Here is a 16,660-nt window from a genome sequence, read left to right as displayed (position 1 = left end):
CCAGATGACTTTTCGGCCTAACCGCCGATGATGGCGCTCCAGCGCAGCGGCTGGCGGCTCCAGGTGCAGCGGTAGGTCCCCAGAACCTGAGGCAGGCCGCCCACCGGGCGCGGCTGCAGCTGGCCGGTATAGGTGCAGTAGCCCAGGTCCTGGCGCCGATTGACGATGACCTGGCGCCCGGTGACGCGGATGCGCAGATTGGCGACGGTCCGCTCCTCGCCCTTGAACCATTCGCCATAGAAGGTCCCGTCGCCGCCCTGCGGCGTCCAGGTCCCCACCCAGTCGCCCTCGCGCACATGCCAGACCTGGCGCAGCGGGGTGTCGATCGGCCCCTCGCCGTTCAGCGGGCCGAGCTGGCCGGGCGGGACCAGTTGAGCAAAGGCGGGCGCGGCGGCCAGCGCCGCCAGAACCAAAGCGAAACGGACTGGACGCCACATGAAAGCCTCCACGGTCGTTGTCCCTCGGGGGGAGGATAGACCGGTGTTCGGCGAAGCGTAAGCCGGGCTAGCCTATAATGGTGGCGCGCCAGCGCAGCGTGCGGGGCGCCCAGTCGCAGCGATAGACCCCGGTCGCCCAGACCCGGCCCTGCGCCTGGCTGCTCTGCAGGTTGCCATGATAGGTGCAGCGGCCCTCGGCCTGGGTGCGCACCACGGTCACCGTCGCGCCGGTGATGGTGATCTGCAGGTCGGCGCTGGCCCGCTCGCGGCCCTTGTGCCAGACCGCCCGATAGGCCCCGTTGCCGTCGCTGCCGGGCGCCGGCGACCAGGCCCCGGTCCATTCCCCCTCGGTCTCACGCCAGATGACGCGCAGCAGATTGTTGGCCGGCACGACGGTCTCGCCCAGTCCCTGGAACTGGTCGCGCGACGGCTGGCCGGTCGCCGGGGTCAGGCCGCCGGCGGCCAGGATGAGCAGGGTGGTCGCGAGTGTTCGCCGCATGAGGCGATCCTCCAGCGTTGGCGTCCCTGGAGAGGAGGTTAGACCTGGGGGCGGGGGATGGGTAGGGGTGAGGAGGCGCAGACAATGGTCAAATGCGAGGATTACGTGTGATCAGAATGGCCATCCCTGCGCACCCCGAACTCCGACCCTTGCCTCCCGCCGCCCCATCCGCATACTCCCGCCAAACCAAAAACCCAGGGAGCCGCCCGTGTCCGAAGGCCAGATTTTCCCCGTGCCCGAAGCCTGGGCCAGGCGGGCTCATATGGACGCCGCCGGCTACGACGCCGCCGTCGCGCGGGTCGAGGCCGATCCTGAGGGGTTCTGGCGGGACGTGGCCGGGCGGCTGGACTGGATCAAGGCGCCCAGCCAGATCAAGGACGTGTCGTTCGACAAGGCGGACTTCCATATCCGCTGGTACGCCGACGGGGTGCTGAACGTCTCGGCCAACTGCCTGGACCGGCATCTGCCGCATCGGGCCGACGACGTGGCCATCATCTGGGAGGGGGACGACCCCGCTGACAGCCGCAAGATCACCTACCGGGAGGCCCATGAGGAGGTCTGCCGGATGGCCAATGTGCTCAAGAGCCAGGGCGTCAGGAAGGGCGACCGGGTCACCATCTATATGCCGATGATCCCCGAGGCGGCCTACGCCATGCTGGCCTGCTCGCGGATCGGGGCGGTGCATTCGGTGATCTTCGGGGGGTTCTCGCCCGACAGCATCGCCGGGCGGATCAAGGACTGCGACAGCCGCTTCGTCATCACCGCCGACGAGGGGCTGCGCGGCGGCAAGATCGTGCCCCTGAAGATGAATGTCGACCTGGCCCTGACCTCGTGCCCGGGGGTGGAGAAGGTGCTGGTCATCCGGCGGACGGGGGCTCACTGGCTGGAGCACGGCGGGCGGGACGTGGCCTATGAGCCGCTGCGCGACGCGGCCTCCACCGACTGTCCGCCCGAGCCGATGGGGGCGGAGGACCCGCTGTTCATCCTCTATACGTCGGGCTCGACCGGTAAGCCCAAGGGGGTGCTGCACACCACCGGCGGTTATCTGACCTGGGCGAGCTGGACGCACGAGCTGGTGTTCGACTACCGGGCCGGCGAGATCTTCTGGTGCACGGCCGATGTCGGCTGGGTGACCGGCCACAGCTATATCGTCTACGGGCCGCTGGCCAACGGGGCCACGACCCTGATCTTCGAGGGGGTGCCCAACTATCCCACCACCTCGCGGTTCTGGGAGGTGATCGACAAGCACCAGGTCGAGATCTTCTACACCGCCCCCACGGCGCTGCGGGCGCTGATGCGGGAGGGCGAAGGCCCCGTGCAGAAGACCTCGCGCAAGAGCCTGCGCCTGCTGGGCAGCGTGGGCGAGCCGATCAATCCCGAGGCCTGGCTGTGGTATCACCGCGTGGTCGGCGAGGGCCGCTGTCCGATCGTCGACACCTGGTGGCAGACCGAGACCGGGGCCTGCCTGGTCTCGCCGCTGCCGGGGGCCACGGCGTTGAAGCCCGGCTCGGCCAGCAAGCCGCTGCCGGGGGTCAAGCTGCAGCTGGTCGACGCCGAGGGCGTGGTGCTGGAGGGGGCGGTCAGCGGCAACCTCTGCCTGACCGACAGCTGGCCGGGCCAGATGCGCACCGTCTATGGCGACCACCAGCGCTTCTTCGACACCTATTTCTCGACCTACCCGGGCAAGTATTTCACCGGCGACGGCTGCCGGCGGGACGAGGACGGCTACTACTGGATCACCGGCCGGGTCGATGACGTGATCAACGTCTCGGGCCACCGCCTGGGCACCGCCGAGATCGAGAGCGCCCTGGTCGGCCACCACGTGGTGGCCGAGGCCGCCGTGGTCGGCTTCCCGCACGACATCAAGGGCCAGGGCATCTACGCCTTCGTCACCCTCAATGTCGGGGTCGCGGCGACCGAGGAGCTGCGCGGCCAGCTGGTCCGCTGGGTGCGCCAGGAAATCGGCCCCTTCGCCGCGCCGGACGTCATCCAGTTCGCCCCGGGCCTGCCCAAGACCCGCTCGGGCAAGATCATGCGCCGCATCCTGCGCAAGGTGGCCGAGAACGACCTGACCAACCTGGGCGACACCACGACCCTGGCCGATCCCAGCGTCGTCGACGACCTGGTCAAGAACCGGGCGGGGGCGTGAGCGTGACCTCCTATTCCTCGCCCCTTGGGCGAGGGGGACCACGAAGTGGTGGAGTGGGCTCTTGGGAGCACACGGCATTTCAAGCATGTCCACGCCGACAGTGCTCGATTCTGAAACCCCGTGTGCTCCCAAGGGCCCACTCCGTCGGCTTCGCCGCCACCTCGCCCAAGGGGCGAGGAATAGTAGAGAGGACCTGAACCCATGCTCCGCTGGCAGATCGGCGACGTCACCGTCACCCGGGTCCTCGAAATCGAGATGCCGGTCCCCTACCATGACAAACACCCCTTCCTGGCCGGCGCGACGCCGGACGCGCTGGCGGAAATCCCCTGGCTGTCGCCGCACTATGTGACGCCCGACGGCGCCCTGCGGCTCTCCATCCACGCCCTGCTGGTCGAGGCGCCGGGGCTGCGGCTGGTGGTCGACACCTGTATCGGCAACGACCGGCCCCGCCGGATGACCGGCCGCCAGCCGCTCTCCACCGGCTTTCTGGCCGAGATGGAGAAGGCCGGCTGGGCCCGGGACAGCGTCGACGCGGTGGTCTGCACCCACCTGCATGTCGACCATGTCGGCTGGAACACCATGCTGGTGGACGGCGCCTGGGTTCCGACCTTCCCCAGGGCCCGCTACCTGATCGGCCGCAAGGAGTACGACTACTGGAAGGCCGAGGGCGACGAGGACCAGCAGGTGATCCTGGGCGATTCCATCCAGCCGATCTTCGACGCCGGCCTGGCCGAGCTGGTCGAGTCCGACCATCGCCTGTCGGCCGAGGTGGCGCTCAAGCCCACCCCTGGTCACACGCCCGGCCATGTCAGCGTCGCCATCGAGTCCAAAGGCCAGCGGGCCCTGATCACCGGCGACATCATGCACCACCCCTGCCAGGTCGCCCGCCCCGACTGGGCGCCGCCCTTCGACGCGGATGTGGCCCAGTCGCTGGCCACCCGCCAGGCGGTGCTGAGCGAGGTCGGCGATAGCGACATCCTGGTCATCGGCACCCATTTCGCCGCCCCGACGGCGGGGCTGGTCGTCCGCGACGGCGAGACCTGGCGGTTCGAGGGCGCGGCGGGATGAACCTGTCGGCGGCCCAGGCTCGCGGAGTCGCCGCCGCCTCGGCGATCGCCTGGCTGAGCCTTTCCTCGAGCCAGGCTTCGACCCGCGACAGCGTCGTCGCCGAGGTCTGGCCCGATCCCGGCGGGGCCAGCGGCATCGTCCGCGGCCAGGTCGATATCGCCGCCCCGCCGGAGGTGGTCTGGGCCGCCATTCTCGACTGCGGCCGGGCCAGCCGCATGGCCCCCAGCGTGCGCCGCTGCCGGGTCACCCAGCGCGACCCGGCCGGCCGCTGGGACATCCGCCGCATGGATGTGCAGTGGAGCGCCTTCCTGCCCGGCTTCGTCACGGTTTTCCGCTCGGACTACGAGCCCATGCGCCGCATCCGTTTCCGCTGCACCGCCGGCGATATCGCCTTCTGCGAGGGCGAGTGGCGGCTGGACCCGCTGCCCGGCGGCGGGGTCCGCGTCCTCTACGAGAACCGCGCCACCGCCCCCTTTCCGGCCCCGGCGGGCATTACCCGACTGGCCATGAAGAAGGACGTGGCCGACGCGTTGCGGGCCCTGCGCCGTGAGAGCCAGGCGGCGACACAGTAGATGGCCGACCCGTTGCGCCCCGACGGCCTGATGCTGTTCGATGGGGTGTGCAATCTGTGCACGGCCTCGGTGCGGATCGCGAGCCGCCTGGACCGCGCGGGTGTGCTGCGCTTCACCCCGATCCAGTCGCCGTACGGTCAGGCCCTGGCCCGAGCCCACGGCATCGACCCCGGCGCCCCCTCGACCTTCGCCTTCTTCGAGCACGGCGAGCCGCGTCTGCGGAGCGACGGGGCCCTGGCGCTGGTTGGCCGCACGTCCTGGCGCTGGCTGGGGTTTCTGAAGCTGACCCCGAGGCCGGTCCGCGACGCCGTCTATGACTGGGTGGCCGCCAACCGCTACCGCCTGTTCGGCCGCAAGGACGTCTGCATGATCCCGACGCCGGAACTGGCGGCGCGATTCGTGACCGAGCGGCCCTAGAGACTCGCCATCCGCTCCCGCAGCGCCTGGCGGTGGCCGCGGCTGACCCGCAGCTGGACGCCATCGCTCAGGGTCACCTGGGCGTCGCCATTGGCCAGGGGCTCCAGCCGCCGGACCCGGTCGACGGCGACGATGGCGCGGCGGTGGATGCGCACGAAGCGGTCGGGATCGAGCCGGGCGGCCAGCCGGGCCGAGGTCTCGCGGACCAGCCGGGTCTCGGGGCCCAGATGCAGGGCCTGGTAGTTGCCCTGGGTCTCGATCCAGTCGATCGCCGCCACCGCGATCACCTGGAGCCGGCCGCCCTCGCCGATGGTCAGCTGCGCCGGCCATGAGGTCTTGGCCAGCGGCCGGGCTCGCCCGACGACCTGGATCACGGCCAGCAGCAGGGCCAGGCTGAAGATCAGCAGCAGGCTGTTGGCGGTCAGCTGCTGGCGCACCTCGGCCATGGCGGGCAGGGCGCGGTGCTCGAGCAGCCAGGCGGCCAGCAGGCAGGAGACCAGGATCAGTCCTATGGCCAGTCCCGCCACGCCCAGGGCCTGCGCCGCCGCGTGGCTGGCTCGTAAGGGCCGGGCAAGGGGAAACCGCCGCGCCAGGGCCAGCAGGGCCGGGGTCGCCGAGGCGCCCAGGGTCGCGGCCCCCAGCAGCCGGATCGCCTGGCGGCCCCAGTCGACCGCCGCGCCGGCCTGCAGGGCGCCGGCGAGGTTGCCGGGCACGAGCACGGCCATGAAGGCCAGCCAGTAGAGGAAGGCCAGGCCTGTCCAGGCGCGGGTCGAAAGGGTGGGGGTGTCGGTCGGCATGCCCGGCAATCTGGTACGCCTGGCTGGGTTTCGTCCAGCGGCGGGGGCGATTTGTGACGGACCGGGGCAGGGCTGGGACGAGCCGGTCTGGTCCCGTGGGTTTCACCCCAGCCATGGTCCGGCGCTGCGGCCGCCGCCAATTTCGGTGACAGTTTACTTAATTCGCTCTGAGCCCACTCCCCTCTGACCAGGCTTCAAGGGCGAATTAAGTAAACTGTCACCGAAATCATCCCGGGCGGATCCGCTTCTCAAGCAAGGAAGCCCCCGGATGAAACCGCTGTTCGCCCTTCTCGCTTGGCTGTTTGTTGCCGCTCCGGCGTTCGCCGACCCGCTGACCGTTCGCACCGACGCCGGAATGGTTCGCGGTGTGAAAACCGCCGACACCCTCGCCTGGCTGGGCCTGCCCTACGCCGCCCCGCCGGTGGGTGAACGGCGCTGGCGACCGCCCGCCCCCGCCCAAGCCTGGCGCGGCGTCCGGGACGCTGCCGCTTTTGCGCCGGCCTGTCCGCAGACCGGCGTCTCCATGCCCGGCGAGCCGCCGCCGCGCACCGCCGAGGACTGCCTGTATCTCAACATCTGGGCCCCCAATGACGGGAAGGGGGCCGGCGGCGGCAGAGGTCTGCCGGTGATGGTCTTCATCCATGGCGGCGGCTACGCCAATGGGGCCACCGCCCTGCCGCTCTACTGGGGCGACCGGCTGGCCCGGCGGGGCGTGGTGGTGGTCAGCCTGAACTACCGGCTGGGGCCGCTGGGCTTCCTGGCCCACCCCGAACTGACCGCCGAATCGGGGGCCGGCGGCTCGGGCAATTACGGGCTGATGGACCAGATCGCCGCCCTGCAGTGGGTCCGGCGCAACATCGCCGCCTTCGGGGGCGACCCCCAAAGCGTCACCCTGTTCGGCCAGTCGGCGGGGGCCATGTCGATCAGCCTCTTGATGGCTTCGCCCCGCGCCCAGGGCCTGTTCCAGCGGGCCATCGGCCAGAGCGGCGGCGTCTTTGAGCCCCTGCAGCTGGCCCCCGGCTACCGGTTGCCCCAGGCCGAGCGCGACGGCCAGGCCTATGCCGCCTCGGTGGGGGCCGGTTCGCTGAAGGCCTTGCGGGCCCTGCCGGTCGACAAGCTGTTGGGCGGCCGGGCGGGCCAGGTCTCGCACCCGGTCATCGAGCCGGCCGTTCTGCCACTGTCGCCCTACCAGGCCTATGTCGCGGGTCGTCAGGCGCGTGTGCCGATCCTGATCGGCTCGAACGATGAGGAGGGCCGCTCGCTGGTCGACCTCTCCAGGGTCACGGCCGCCGGCTTCCAGGCCGACCTGACCCGCGCCTGGGGCCCGCTGCCGCCCAGTCTCGCCGCCGCCTATCCGTTCACGGACGACGCCGGGGCGCGGGCCGCCCGGGCGGAGTTCGAGCGCGACCTGCGCTTTGGCTGGGACATGTGGGCCTGGGCCCGGCTGCAGGCGCGGGGCGGCGGGCCAGTCTGGCTCTACCGCTTCACCGCCAGCCCGCCCTTTCCAGCCGACAGCGTCCGGGCCGGCTGGGGGCCCAGCCATTTCGCCGAGCTCTGGTACATGTTCGATCACCTGGACCAGGAGCCGTGGGCCTGGACCGCCGCCGACCGCCGGCTGGCCGATACGATGGCGGGATATTGGGTCAATTTCGCCCGCGCCGGCGATCCCAACGGCCCCGGCCTGCCGCCCTGGCCGCGCCTCGCGGGCGATGAGGGGCCGATGCAGGCGCTGGGCGACAGAGTCGGTCCCGGTCCGGTGACCGGTCTGGGACCGCTCAGGGTGTTCGACGCTACGTATGACGCCGTGCGGGGGACGCCTTTCGGCCGGGAGTGATGTAGAGGGGGCGGATGCCGAGCCACCGCATCCTGCTCATCGGCGCCACCGGCGTGTTCGGCGAGCGGCTGGCGCGGATGATCGTCCGCTGGCCGGACGCGACCCTGGTGCTGGCGGCGCGGCGGCTTGAACCGCTGCAAGCCCTGGCCGCCCGCCTCGACGGCCCGGCCAGCGTCGAGACCGCCGTCTTCGACCGCACCGCGCCGGAGGGTCTGGCCGCGCTGAAGCCCTGGGCCGTGGTCGACGCCGCCGGGCCGTTCCAGTCTTCCGACTACCGCCTGCCGCTCGCCGCCCTGGCCGCAGGGGCTCACTATGTCGACCTGGCCGACGGCCGGGATTTCGTCGCCGGGTTCGCGGCGGCGGTCCGTCCGCCGACCGGCCTGACCGCCATGGCCGGCGCCAGCTCGACCCCGACCCTCAGCCAGGCGGCCCTGGCGCGGATGACCGCCGGCTGGACCGCTATCGACGCCGTCAGCGCCGCCATCTCGCCCGGAGGCCAGGCCCCGCGCGGCCGCTCGGCCATGGCCGCCATCCTGGCCTGGGCCGGCCGGCCGGTGCGGCTGTTCGAGGCCGGCCGCTGGACGACGCGGCCGGGTTGGAGCGGCCCGGTCCGCCTGCGGTTTCCGTTCATGGGAAATCGTTGGGTCGTGCTGGCCGACGTGCCCGACCTCGACGCCATGCCCGCCCGGCAGGCGCCGAAGGACTCGGCCATTTTCCGCGCCGGGGTGGAATCGCCGGTCGGGGTCTGGGGACTGTGGCTGGGGGTCTGGCTGGTGCGGTTGGGCGTCGTCCGCAGCCTGACGAGCCTGACCCCGCTGCTCTGGCGGCTGACCGGCCTGCTGACCCTGGGGGCCAGCGACCTTGGCGGCATGGTCGTCCAGGCCGCCGGCCGTGATGCGGAAGGCCGGGCGGTCCTGGCCCGCTGGTCGCTCTGGGCCGAGCCGGGCGAGGGGCCCTCAACCCCGGCCGCGCCGGCCGCCGCCGTACTGCGCGGTCTGCTCGACGGCGTTCCGGGTCCGCCGACCCTGGACGCCATCCTGGCGCAGCTGCGGTTCAACTGCATCCATACCCGCCTGGATGTGAGCTGGCCCGAAGCCCGGGGTCTGGTCCCGGGCGCGCTGGGCCCGGGCTACGAACGCCTGCCGCCGACCGTTCGGGCCATGCACGCCGGTCTGACGCCCATCCGCGCCGAGGGGACCACCCTGGCCCGAGGTTCAGCCGGCCTCGCGGCCCTGGTCCGCGCCGTCCTGGGGCTGCCCGCCAATGGCCGCCATCCCGCCGTGGTCGAGATCGTCCCGCACCCTTACGGAGAAGCCTGGGTCCGCCGCTTCGGTTCGGGCCGGTTCGCCAGCCGCATCACCCCCTGCCCGGACGACCCTGGCGCCTTCGAGGAGACGGCGGGCCCGATCAGTTTCCGCATTCGCCTGGATCCCGACGCGGCCGGCTTCACCTGGCGGCTCGACGGCTGGCGGCTGGGTCCGCTGCCACTGCCCCGCCGCTGGGCGCCGCGGGTGCGGGCCCGCAGCTTCGAGCGCGATGGCGTCTACCGCTTCCGGGTGATGATCGCCCACCCGTGGCTGGGCGTGGTCTTCGCCTATGCGGGGCGGCTCACTTCCCCATAGCTATTTGCCGAGCGGGCTGATCTCCAGCCGGTAGGGAATATAGAGCGCCAGGTCGAGCGGGCCGGCCCGGTACCAAGCCAGGCTGTGCTCCAGCCCGATGGCCTTGACCTGGTAGTCGGGGCCGAAGGCGGCGGCCGACTTGCGGGCGTCCTCGGCGATGGCGGCGATGACGGCGGGGCGGTACTGGGCCGGGCCGATCAGGGTCAGTTCGAAGCCGCCCACCGCAAGGATCTCGGTGCGGCCGACCTTGCCCACCCGCTTGATGAACGACTCCAACCGGCCCGTGGCGGTGCGGTAGGTGTCGTCCTTGGCGATGCTGGTCTTGACGATGAAGCTGGCATAGCTGGAGTCGGGCTTGCCGTCGGGCAGGATCATCTCGTCCAGCAGGCTCTCGTCGAAGCCACCGATGATCTCGTCGCTGTCCTGGCCGAGGTCGATGCGCGGGTCCTTGGCCGCCTCCTTCAGCACGTTGCGGATGGTGGCCTTCAGCTCCTCCAGCCGCTGGCCCTTCTCGCGGGTGTCGCAGACCACCTTGACCTGGATGATCAGGTTGTCGGCCCGGTGGATCACCGCCACCTGCGGCGTCTCGGTGGCGTCGTATTCGTTGAGCTTGGAGCCGGTGACGACGATCTCGTCGACGCTGTTGGACTGGGCCTGGCCCGGTCCGGTGGCGCTCAGCGCCAGCATCAGGGCGGTCCCCGCCGCCAGCAACGTCCTGGATTTCATGACAGCCTCCCCTGTTCGGGCCGAGCATGACCCCGTCAAGGCCGGCGGTAAAGCATGACAGACCTGTAAGGTTTCACTTCCGCGCGCCTCTGCTAGGGTCCGCCTCCCCGTTCAGGAGCTCTTCCCGCATGTCCCCGTTTCGCGGCCTAGCCCTCGCCCTCTTCCTGTCGACCGCCGCCCTGGCCCCGGCGACCATCGTGCTGGCCAAGCCGGCCGCGCCCGCCGCCGCCACCGTGCCGCCGATCAAGTTCAAGGACCGGGTGCTGCCCAACGGCCTGCACGTCTATTATTCGCTGGACCGCACCACGCCGAACGTCACCGTTCAGGTCTGGTACGGGGTCGGCTCCAAGGACGATCCGGAGGGCCGCTCGGGCTTCGCCCACCTCTTCGAACACCTGATGTTCAAGGCCACCAAGGACCTGCCGGCCGAGAGCTTCGACCGCATGACCGAGGATGTCGGCGGCTTCAACAACGCCTTCACCGCCGACGACACCACCGCCTATTACGAGGTGGTCCCGTCCAACAACCTGGAGCGGCTGCTGTGGGCCGAATCCCAGCGGCTGGGCTCGCTGGTCGTCGACGAGGCCGACTTCAAGTCCGAGCGGGCCGTGGTCGAGGAGGAGCTGCGCCAGCGGGTGCTGGGCGATCCCTACGGCCGCTTCTTCCGCCTGCTGATCCCGTCGGCCAGCTTCCAGGTCCACCCCTATCGCCGCTCGGGCATCGGCTCGATCGACGAGCTGGAAGCCGCCACGCTCGATGACGTGCGGGCCTTCCACGAGACCTACTACCGGCCGTCCAACGCCGCCCTGATCATCGTCGGCAACTTCGACGAGGCGCAGCTCAACGCCTGGGTCGACAAGTATTTCGCACCCCTGAAAAACCCCGCCACCCCGATGCCGGCCGTCACCGTCAAGGAACCGCCGCGCACCGGCGGTCCGCGCACCGTCAACGGCTATGCGCCCAACGTGCCGCTGCCGGCGCTCGCCATCACCTGGCTCGGCCCGGCCGCCAACGACCCGGACGCCCCGGCCCTGACCGTGCTGGACTCCATCCTCTCGGGCGGCAAGTCCAGCCGCCTCTACAACAGCCTGGTCTATGACCAGCAGATTGCCGCCGAGGCCTTCTCCTCGTCCGACACCCGGGCCCAGCCGGGCCTCTTTTATGTCGGCGCCGTGATGGCGTCGGGCCACACCCTCGACGAGGGCGAGAAGGCCCTGCGCGCCGAGGTCGCCAAGCTGCGCGCCAAGCCGGTTGACGCGGCCGAGCTGGCCAAGGCCAAGACGGGCCTGGTCGCCGACGCCGTGCGCCAGCGCGAGACCATCGACGGCCGCGCCTTCGTGCTGGGCGACGCCATCCGCACCGAGGGTTCGGCCGACCGCGCCAACAGCGACATCGCCGCCCTGCAGGCGGTGACCGCCGCCGACGTCCAGCGCGTGGCCGCCAAATACCTGGCCGACGACCGCCTGGTGGTGGTCCGCTACCAGGATGAGAGCCAGCGGCCGGCCGGCGACACCTCGGTCCTCAGCCCCCCGCCGCCCAAGGTGGAGTCCAAGCCCTTCACCGGCCAGACCTTCTCTCTCGCCCCCGAGGGCGAGCGTCAGGCGCCGCCGGCCCTGGGCAAGGCCGTCTCGCCCAGCCTGCCGACCCCGTCGGAAAAGGTGCTGGCCAACGGCCTGCGGGTCATCGTCGCCCGCTCCAGCGACCTGCCGCTGGTCACCGTCGATCTGACCGTCAAGGTCGGCGCCGCCTCCGACGCCCAAGGCCTGGCCGGGACCGCCAACGTCCTGGCCGACCTGCTGACCGAGGGCACCAAGACCCGCAGCGCCACCCAGATCGCCCTGCAGACCGAGGCCCTGGGCGCCAACCTGGGGGCCGGGGCCGGCTGGGAATCCTCGTCGGTGACGCTCAATGTCATGCCCGACAAGCTGGCGCCCGCCATGGACATCATGGCCGACGTGGTTCGCAACCCGGTCTTCGACCAGGAGGAACTGGACCGCGTCCGCGACCAGGACCTGGACGGCCTGGCCGTGGCCTATAAGCGCCCCGGTTCGATCGCCGGCTTCGTGGTCGCCCCGGTCATCTATTCGGGCAGCCCCTACGGCCACCCGGCCGGCGGCACCGCGGCCAGCCTCAAGCAAATCGGTCGAGCGGACCTGATCGCCCAGCACGGCCTCTACTGGCGGCCCGACAACGCCATCCTGGTGATCACCGGCGACATCACGCCCGAGCAGGGCTTCGCCCTGGCCGAAAAGGCGTTCGGGAACTGGAAGGCCCCCGCCAGCCCGCTGCCCGCCGCGCCCAAGGGCGGGGCCGTACCCGCGCCGCGGACGGTGATCGTCGACATGCCCAACGCCGGCCAGGCCAGCGTGGTGGTGGCCAAGCGCGGCATCCTGCGCAGCGATCCCCGCTATTATGAGGGCATCGTGGCCAACACGGTGCTGGGCGGCGGCTACTCGGCGCGTCTGAACCTGGAGATCCGGGTCAAGCGCGGCCTGGCTTATGGCGCCAATTCCAGCCTCTCGCCGCGCCGCGGCGTCGGCGGCTTCTCGGCCAGCACCTCGACCAAGAACCCGACCGCCCCTGAGGTCGTCACCCTGATCAAGGGCGAGATGACCCGGCTGGGCGGCGCTCCGCCGACGGCCGACGAACTGGCGGCCCGCAAGTCGGTGCTGATCGGCGGCTACGGCCGCGACCTGGCCACGACCGATGGCCTGGCCAACATCCTTGGCGATCTGGCGATCTACGGCATCGATCTGAAGGAGATCCAAGTCTACACGGCCAAAGTCGACGCGGTCACCCCCGCCCAGGTCCAGGCCTTCGCCGCCGACGTCTTCAACCCGGCGAATGCGAGCGTGATCGTGGTCGGGGATCTCAAGCTGTTCAAGGACACGATGGGGCCGGCGTTGGATGGGGCGGACGTCATTCCGCTGGGCGAGCTGGACCTCGACAGCCCGACGCTCAGGAAGCCGAAGTAGCAATGGAGAACCCTTCCTCCTCGATGGAGGAAGGGCAGGGTTGGTGGTGTGCGCTCGGAGCCTGGGCGTGAGGCGTGGGGAGGCGTGGTCGCCACCCCGCAAGCTTCCGGAAGCGCTGTGCCGCCACCACCATCCCCAACCCTTCCTCCATCGAGGAGGAAGGGAGCTTAGGGGGTGTCCACGTCGAACAGCACCCCGTGGTCCTCCGTCGGAACCAGGGCGATGTTGTCTTTGAGCAGCCGGCCCGCGCCCTGGTCGCCGGTGAGCGTCATCAGCGCCGGGAACAGCCGCGCCGACAGCAGGACCGGGTGGCCCCTGCGGTCGTCGCAGACCGGCGCCGCCGCATCCGCCGCGCCCAGCGCCGCCGCCAGCTTCGCCGCCATGTCGGCAGGCACAGCCGGCATATCCCCAAGGAACACGAACACCCCCGCCGTATCGCCCGGCAGGCTGGCGATCCCCGCCTTCAGCGACTCCGCCATCCCCTCGGCGTGCCGCTCGGCGTGGACGATCTCGACCGCGCCCAGCCGCCGGGCCGTCGCCGCGACCGCTTCCGCGTCATGGCCGGTCACCACCCGCACCGACCGCACCGGGGCCATCAAGGCCGCCTGGATCGCGCCGTCCAGTAACTGCCCGCCCTGGTACGGCGAAGTCAGCTTACCGCCGCCGAAGCGGGCGCCCAGGCCCGCCGCCAGCACGATCGCTTCGAGAGGCCCTGTCGCCACGCCGTCTTAATCCCTATTCTAGAACCCGCATGACGCCTCAAGACGCCACCTCCACGCAAGAGCGGCCGGCCCTGATCGACGGGTTCGGACGAACCGTGACCTATCTGCGGGTCTCGGTCACCGATCGCTGCGACCTGCGCTGTGTCTACTGCATGGCCGAGAAGATGACCTTCCTGCCCAAGGCGGAGGTGCTGACCCTCGAGGAACTGGACCGTATCGCCTCGGCCTTCGTCGGGCTGGGGGTGCGCAAGCTGCGGCTCTCCGGCGGCGAGCCGCTGGTGCGCAAGGGCTTCATGAGCCTGGTGGAGGGCCTGTCGCGCCACCTGCGCTCGGGCGCCCTGGACGAGCTGACCCTGACCACCAATGGCACCCGGCTGGCCCAGTTCGCGCCGGACCTGGCCAGGTTTGGCGTCAAGCGGATCAATGTCTCGCTGGACACCCTCAACCCGCACCTCTTCGCCCGGCTGACGCGCGGCGGCAACCTGACCCAGGTCGTTTCCGGGATCGACGCGGCCCAGGCCGCTGGGATCGCCATCAAGATCAACACCGTCGCCCTGGCCCAGGACAACGCCGCCGAGCTGCCGGCCCTGATCCAGTGGGCGCACGGGCGGGGCTGCGACATCACCCTGATCGAGACCATGCCGCTGGGCGAGATCGAGGCCGACCGCACCGACCAGTTCCTGTCGCTGACCGAGGTCCGGCAGGAACTCTCCAGCTACTGGACCCTGACCGACCTGCCGCTGACCACCGGCGGGCCGGCCCGCTATGTGCGGGTCGAGGAGACCGGCGGGCGGCTGGGCCTGATCACCCCGCTCAGCCACAATTTCTGCGAGGCCTGCAACCGGGTCCGGCTGACCTGCACCGGCACGCTGCACAGCTGCCTGGGCCGCGAGGACGCCAGCGACCTGCGGGCGGTGATCCGGGCCGGGGCCGACGACGCCGACCTGGTGGCGGCCATCCGCGCGGCGGTGGATGCGAAGCCACAGGGCCACGACTTCCAGATCGGCCGGACCGCCGTGGGGCGGCACATGTCCACGACGGGCGGCTGAGATGGCGCGGGTGCTGCTGTTCGGCCGGCTGGCCGACGCCGCCGGCTGGCGTGAGCGGATCATCGAGGCGGCATCCCTCTCGGCGCTTAGAGCCGCGCTTGGCGACCTCGTCGAAGGGCCCGGCATTCAGGCCGCCGTCGACAAGGCCATTGTGCGCGGCGACATGGCCCTGACCGCCGCGTCCGAAGTCGCCTTCCTGCCTCCAATGAGTGGGGGATGAGCGGCGGATGAGCGTCTTCCTGCAGACCGAGCCGTTCGATCCCGGCGCCCTGCTGACCGCCTTCAGCGTCGGCCGGTCGGAGACGGGCGCGGTGGTCAGCTTCACCGGCCTGGCTCGCGCCGAGGCCGGCGCCACGACCACCCTGGAGCTGGACGCCTATCCCGGCTTCACCGACGCCGAGATCGGCCGGATCGCCCAGGCGGCGGCCGAACGGTTCGGGCTCGACGACCTGCTGATCGTCCACCGCACCGGCCCCATCGCCCCGGGCGAGGCCATCGTCTTCGTCGCCACGGCCGCCGCTCATCGTAGAGCCGCTTTCGAGGCCTGCGATCACCTGATGGACTATTTGAAGAGCCGCGCCCCCTTCTGGAAGAAGGAGCGCGGTCCGGCCGGCGAACGCTGGATCGAACCCACAGCCGCCGACCTGGCCGACGCCAGCCGGTGGGATACCAAGGAGACCTCATGACCCCCGGCGGCCGTATCGACGACACCCTCACCCTGACCCCCGTGCGGGTGGCGGTGCTGACCATTTCCGACACCCGCGACGAGGAGAGCGACACCTCCGGCGCCATCCTGGCCGGCCGGGTCGAGGCGGCGGGCCATGTGCTGGCCGGCCGCGCCGTGGTCCGCGACGATGTCGAGGAAATCCGGGCCCGGGTGAAGGCCTGGACCACCAGCGGCGAGGTCGACGCCATTGTCACCACCGGCGGCACCGGCCTGACCGGCCGCGATGTGACGCCGGAAGCCATCGAGCCGCTGTTCTCCAAGACCATCGACGGTTTCGCCGTGGTCTTCCACATGGTCAGCTACCAGTCGGTGGGCCTCTCGACCCTGCAGTCCCGGGCCACGGCCGGGCTGATCGACGGGGTCTTCGTCTTCTGCCTGCCGGGCTCGAACGGGGCGGTGAAGGACGGCTGGGACAAGGTCATCGCCGCCCAACTCGACAGCCGCCACCGGCCCTGCAACATGGTCGAGCTGATGCCGCGCCTGAACGAACAATGAGCCGCCTCACCCACATCGACGCCGAGGGCCGGGCCCGCATGGTCGACGTCTCCGACAAGCCCTCGACGGTCCGCGAGGCGGTCGCCGAGGGGCGGGTGACGATGTCGGCCGAGACCCGCGAACTGGCCCTGTCGGGCTCGGGCAAGAAGGGCGAGGTGCTGGCCACCGCCGAACTGGCCGGGGTGATGGCGGCCAAGAAGACGTCTGACCTGATCCCGCTCTGCCACCCGCTGGCCCTGTCCAAGGTCGCCGTGGCGGTCGAGCCCTGCGAGGGGGGTCTGGCGGTGACGGCGCGGGTCAAAACCACCGGCCCGACCGGGGTGGAGATGGAGGCGCTGACAGCCGTCTCAGTGGCCTGCCTGACCCTCTACGACATGCTGAAAGCCGCCGATAAGGGCATGACCATCGAGGCGGTGCGGCTGGTCAGCAAGACCGGCGGCAAGTCTGGGGACTGGGTGCGGGGCTAATCCCCTACCTCCGCTCATCCCCGCGAAAGCGGGCGACTGTATTGGGTCAAGTGGGTTTGGCCCAAGGCTGCTGGTGCTTGAGGATGCTGTTGGCGGCGATGACG

17 protein-coding genes are annotated in these 16,660 nt (G+C 70.8%); 12 read left to right on the top strand and 5 right to left on the bottom strand.

Annotated elements, in window-relative coordinates; translation table 11 throughout:
* Positions 1 to 17: 17 nt before the first annotated feature.
* Positions 18 to 437: a hypothetical protein gene (locus tag QO010_RS16310; protein WP_307350846.1), complete on the bottom strand. Its 420-nt coding sequence runs from the start codon at positions 435 to 437 to the stop codon at positions 18 to 20.
* 67 nt (positions 438 to 504) lie between these two features.
* Complete coding sequence (locus tag QO010_RS16305; RefSeq protein ID WP_307350843.1) at positions 505 to 936, bottom strand: hypothetical protein; 432 nt, start codon at positions 934 to 936, stop codon at positions 505 to 507.
* A gap of 208 nt (positions 937 to 1,144) precedes the next feature.
* On the opposite strand from QO010_RS16305, the gene acs reads away from it, so the two are divergent.
* The 4 genes from acs (at position 1,145) to QO010_RS16285 (ending at position 5,142) form a co-directional block, all read left to right on the top strand.
* Entirely contained in the window at positions 1,145 to 3,085 is a 1,941-nt protein-coding gene (gene acs / locus QO010_RS16300; RefSeq protein WP_307350841.1) for an acetate--CoA ligase, read from the top strand.
* 201 nt (positions 3,086 to 3,286) lie between these two features.
* On the top strand, positions 3,287 to 4,153 hold the full coding sequence (locus tag QO010_RS16295; RefSeq protein WP_307350839.1) for an MBL fold metallo-hydrolase: 867 nt from the start codon (positions 3,287 to 3,289) through the stop codon (positions 4,151 to 4,153).
* Complete coding sequence (locus tag QO010_RS16290) at positions 4,150 to 4,725, top strand: SRPBCC family protein (protein WP_307350837.1); 576 nt, start codon at positions 4,150 to 4,152, stop codon at positions 4,723 to 4,725. Before QO010_RS16295 ends, QO010_RS16290 begins: the two co-directional genes overlap by 4 nt.
* Entirely contained in the window at positions 4,726 to 5,142 is a 417-nt protein-coding gene (locus QO010_RS16285; RefSeq protein ID WP_307350835.1) for a thiol-disulfide oxidoreductase DCC family protein, read from the top strand.
* Here QO010_RS16285 and QO010_RS16280 read toward each other — a convergent pair.
* Positions 5,139 to 5,939, bottom strand: a complete 801-nt coding sequence (locus QO010_RS16280) for a LytR/AlgR family response regulator transcription factor (RefSeq protein ID WP_307350833.1) — start codon at positions 5,937 to 5,939, stop codon at positions 5,139 to 5,141. The genes QO010_RS16285 and QO010_RS16280 overlap by 4 nt on opposite strands.
* A 268-nt stretch (positions 5,940 to 6,207) precedes the next feature.
* Between QO010_RS16280 and QO010_RS16275 the strand changes: the two genes are divergently transcribed.
* The gene (locus tag QO010_RS16275) at positions 6,208 to 7,773 is read left to right on the top strand and encodes a carboxylesterase/lipase family protein (RefSeq protein WP_307350832.1); all 1,566 of its coding nucleotides are present in this window, start codon (positions 6,208 to 6,210) and stop codon (positions 7,771 to 7,773) included.
* Between the two features lie 14 nt (positions 7,774 to 7,787).
* On the top strand, positions 7,788 to 9,395 hold the full coding sequence (locus tag QO010_RS16270; protein WP_307350829.1) for a saccharopine dehydrogenase family protein: 1,608 nt from the start codon (positions 7,788 to 7,790) through the stop codon (positions 9,393 to 9,395).
* On the opposite strand, the gene QO010_RS16265 is transcribed toward QO010_RS16270, so the two are convergent.
* Positions 9,396 to 10,121 carry a hypothetical protein gene (locus QO010_RS16265; RefSeq protein ID WP_307350827.1) on the bottom strand — a complete coding sequence of 242 codons (726 nt, stop codon included), beginning with the start codon at positions 10,119 to 10,121 and terminating at the stop codon, positions 9,396 to 9,398.
* A gap of 128 nt (positions 10,122 to 10,249) precedes the next feature.
* Between QO010_RS16265 and QO010_RS16260 the strand changes: the two genes are divergently transcribed.
* Positions 10,250 to 13,096 (top strand): M16 family metallopeptidase, encoded by a 2,847-nt coding sequence (locus QO010_RS16260; protein ID WP_307350825.1) that lies wholly within the window; start codon positions 10,250 to 10,252, stop codon positions 13,094 to 13,096.
* Positions 13,097 to 13,263: 167 nt separating this feature from the next.
* Here QO010_RS16260 and QO010_RS16255 read toward each other — a convergent pair whose 3' ends face one another.
* The gene (locus tag QO010_RS16255; RefSeq protein WP_307350823.1) at positions 13,264 to 13,818 is read right to left on the bottom strand and encodes a nucleotidyltransferase family protein; all 555 of its coding nucleotides are present in this window, start codon (positions 13,816 to 13,818) and stop codon (positions 13,264 to 13,266) included.
* Between the two features lie 29 nt (positions 13,819 to 13,847).
* Here QO010_RS16255 and moaA point away from each other — a divergent pair, with 29 nt between their 5' ends.
* Genes moaA through moaC form a run of 5 tightly spaced genes read left to right on the top strand, consistent with a single transcriptional unit; the run spans position 13,848 to position 16,556 of the window.
* Positions 13,848 to 14,867 (top strand): GTP 3',8-cyclase MoaA, encoded by a 1,020-nt coding sequence (moaA, locus tag QO010_RS16250; protein WP_307350820.1) that lies wholly within the window; start codon positions 13,848 to 13,850, stop codon positions 14,865 to 14,867.
* A gap of 1 nt (position 14,868) precedes the next feature.
* The gene (locus tag QO010_RS16245; RefSeq protein WP_307350818.1) at positions 14,869 to 15,087 is read left to right on the top strand and encodes a MoaD/ThiS family protein; all 219 of its coding nucleotides are present in this window, start codon (positions 14,869 to 14,871) and stop codon (positions 15,085 to 15,087) included.
* A gap of 7 nt (positions 15,088 to 15,094) precedes the next feature.
* The gene (locus tag QO010_RS16240; RefSeq protein ID WP_307350817.1) at positions 15,095 to 15,553 is read left to right on the top strand and encodes a molybdenum cofactor biosynthesis protein MoaE; all 459 of its coding nucleotides are present in this window, start codon (positions 15,095 to 15,097) and stop codon (positions 15,551 to 15,553) included.
* Entirely contained in the window at positions 15,550 to 16,089 is a 540-nt protein-coding gene (gene moaB, locus QO010_RS16235; RefSeq protein WP_307350815.1) for a molybdenum cofactor biosynthesis protein B, read from the top strand. Before QO010_RS16240 ends, moaB begins: the two co-directional genes overlap by 4 nt.
* A complete protein-coding gene (gene moaC / locus QO010_RS16230; protein ID WP_307350813.1) occupies positions 16,086 to 16,556 on the top strand; it encodes a cyclic pyranopterin monophosphate synthase MoaC in 471 nt (156 codons plus the stop codon). The genes moaB and moaC overlap by 4 nt, the downstream gene beginning before the upstream one ends.
* Positions 16,557 to 16,660 lie beyond the last annotated feature (104 nt).

This window comes from Caulobacter ginsengisoli, from assembly GCF_030814835.1.
In the GTDB taxonomy this organism is placed as follows: domain Bacteria; phylum Pseudomonadota; class Alphaproteobacteria; order Caulobacterales; family Caulobacteraceae; genus Caulobacter; species Caulobacter ginsengisoli.
The sequence above is the reverse complement of the archived record's forward strand: the minus strand, read 5'-3'. Positions and strand labels throughout refer to the sequence as shown.

Excerpts from the sequence above, each read along its gene's own strand:
- QO010_RS16310 (WP_307350846.1), bottom strand. The coding sequence starts at position 437 with ATGTGGCGTCCAGTCCGTTTCGCTTTGGTTCTGGCGGCGCTGGCCGCC.
- QO010_RS16305 (WP_307350843.1), bottom strand. The coding sequence starts at position 936 with ATGCGGCGAACACTCGCGACCACCCTGCTCATCCTGGCCGCCGGCGGC.
- QO010_RS16295 (WP_307350839.1), top strand. The coding sequence starts at position 3,287 with ATGCTCCGCTGGCAGATCGGCGACGTCACCGTCACCCGGGTCCTCGAA.
- QO010_RS16290 (WP_307350837.1), top strand. The coding sequence starts at position 4,150 with ATGAACCTGTCGGCGGCCCAGGCTCGCGGAGTCGCCGCCGCCTCGGCG.
- QO010_RS16285 (WP_307350835.1), top strand. The coding sequence starts at position 4,726 with ATGGCCGACCCGTTGCGCCCCGACGGCCTGATGCTGTTCGATGGGGTG.
- QO010_RS16280 (WP_307350833.1), bottom strand. The coding sequence starts at position 5,939 with ATGCCGACCGACACCCCCACCCTTTCGACCCGCGCCTGGACAGGCCTG.
- QO010_RS16275 (WP_307350832.1), top strand. The coding sequence starts at position 6,208 with ATGAAACCGCTGTTCGCCCTTCTCGCTTGGCTGTTTGTTGCCGCTCCG.
- QO010_RS16270 (WP_307350829.1), top strand. The coding sequence starts at position 7,788 with ATGCCGAGCCACCGCATCCTGCTCATCGGCGCCACCGGCGTGTTCGGC.
- QO010_RS16265 (WP_307350827.1), bottom strand. The coding sequence starts at position 10,121 with ATGAAATCCAGGACGTTGCTGGCGGCGGGGACCGCCCTGATGCTGGCG.
- QO010_RS16260 (WP_307350825.1), top strand. The coding sequence starts at position 10,250 with ATGTCCCCGTTTCGCGGCCTAGCCCTCGCCCTCTTCCTGTCGACCGCC.
- moaA (WP_307350820.1), top strand. The coding sequence starts at position 13,848 with ATGACGCCTCAAGACGCCACCTCCACGCAAGAGCGGCCGGCCCTGATC.
- QO010_RS16245 (WP_307350818.1), top strand. The coding sequence starts at position 14,869 with ATGGCGCGGGTGCTGCTGTTCGGCCGGCTGGCCGACGCCGCCGGCTGG.
- QO010_RS16240 (WP_307350817.1), top strand. The coding sequence starts at position 15,095 with ATGAGCGTCTTCCTGCAGACCGAGCCGTTCGATCCCGGCGCCCTGCTG.
- moaB (WP_307350815.1), top strand. The coding sequence starts at position 15,550 with ATGACCCCCGGCGGCCGTATCGACGACACCCTCACCCTGACCCCCGTG.
- moaC (WP_307350813.1), top strand. The coding sequence starts at position 16,086 with ATGAGCCGCCTCACCCACATCGACGCCGAGGGCCGGGCCCGCATGGTC.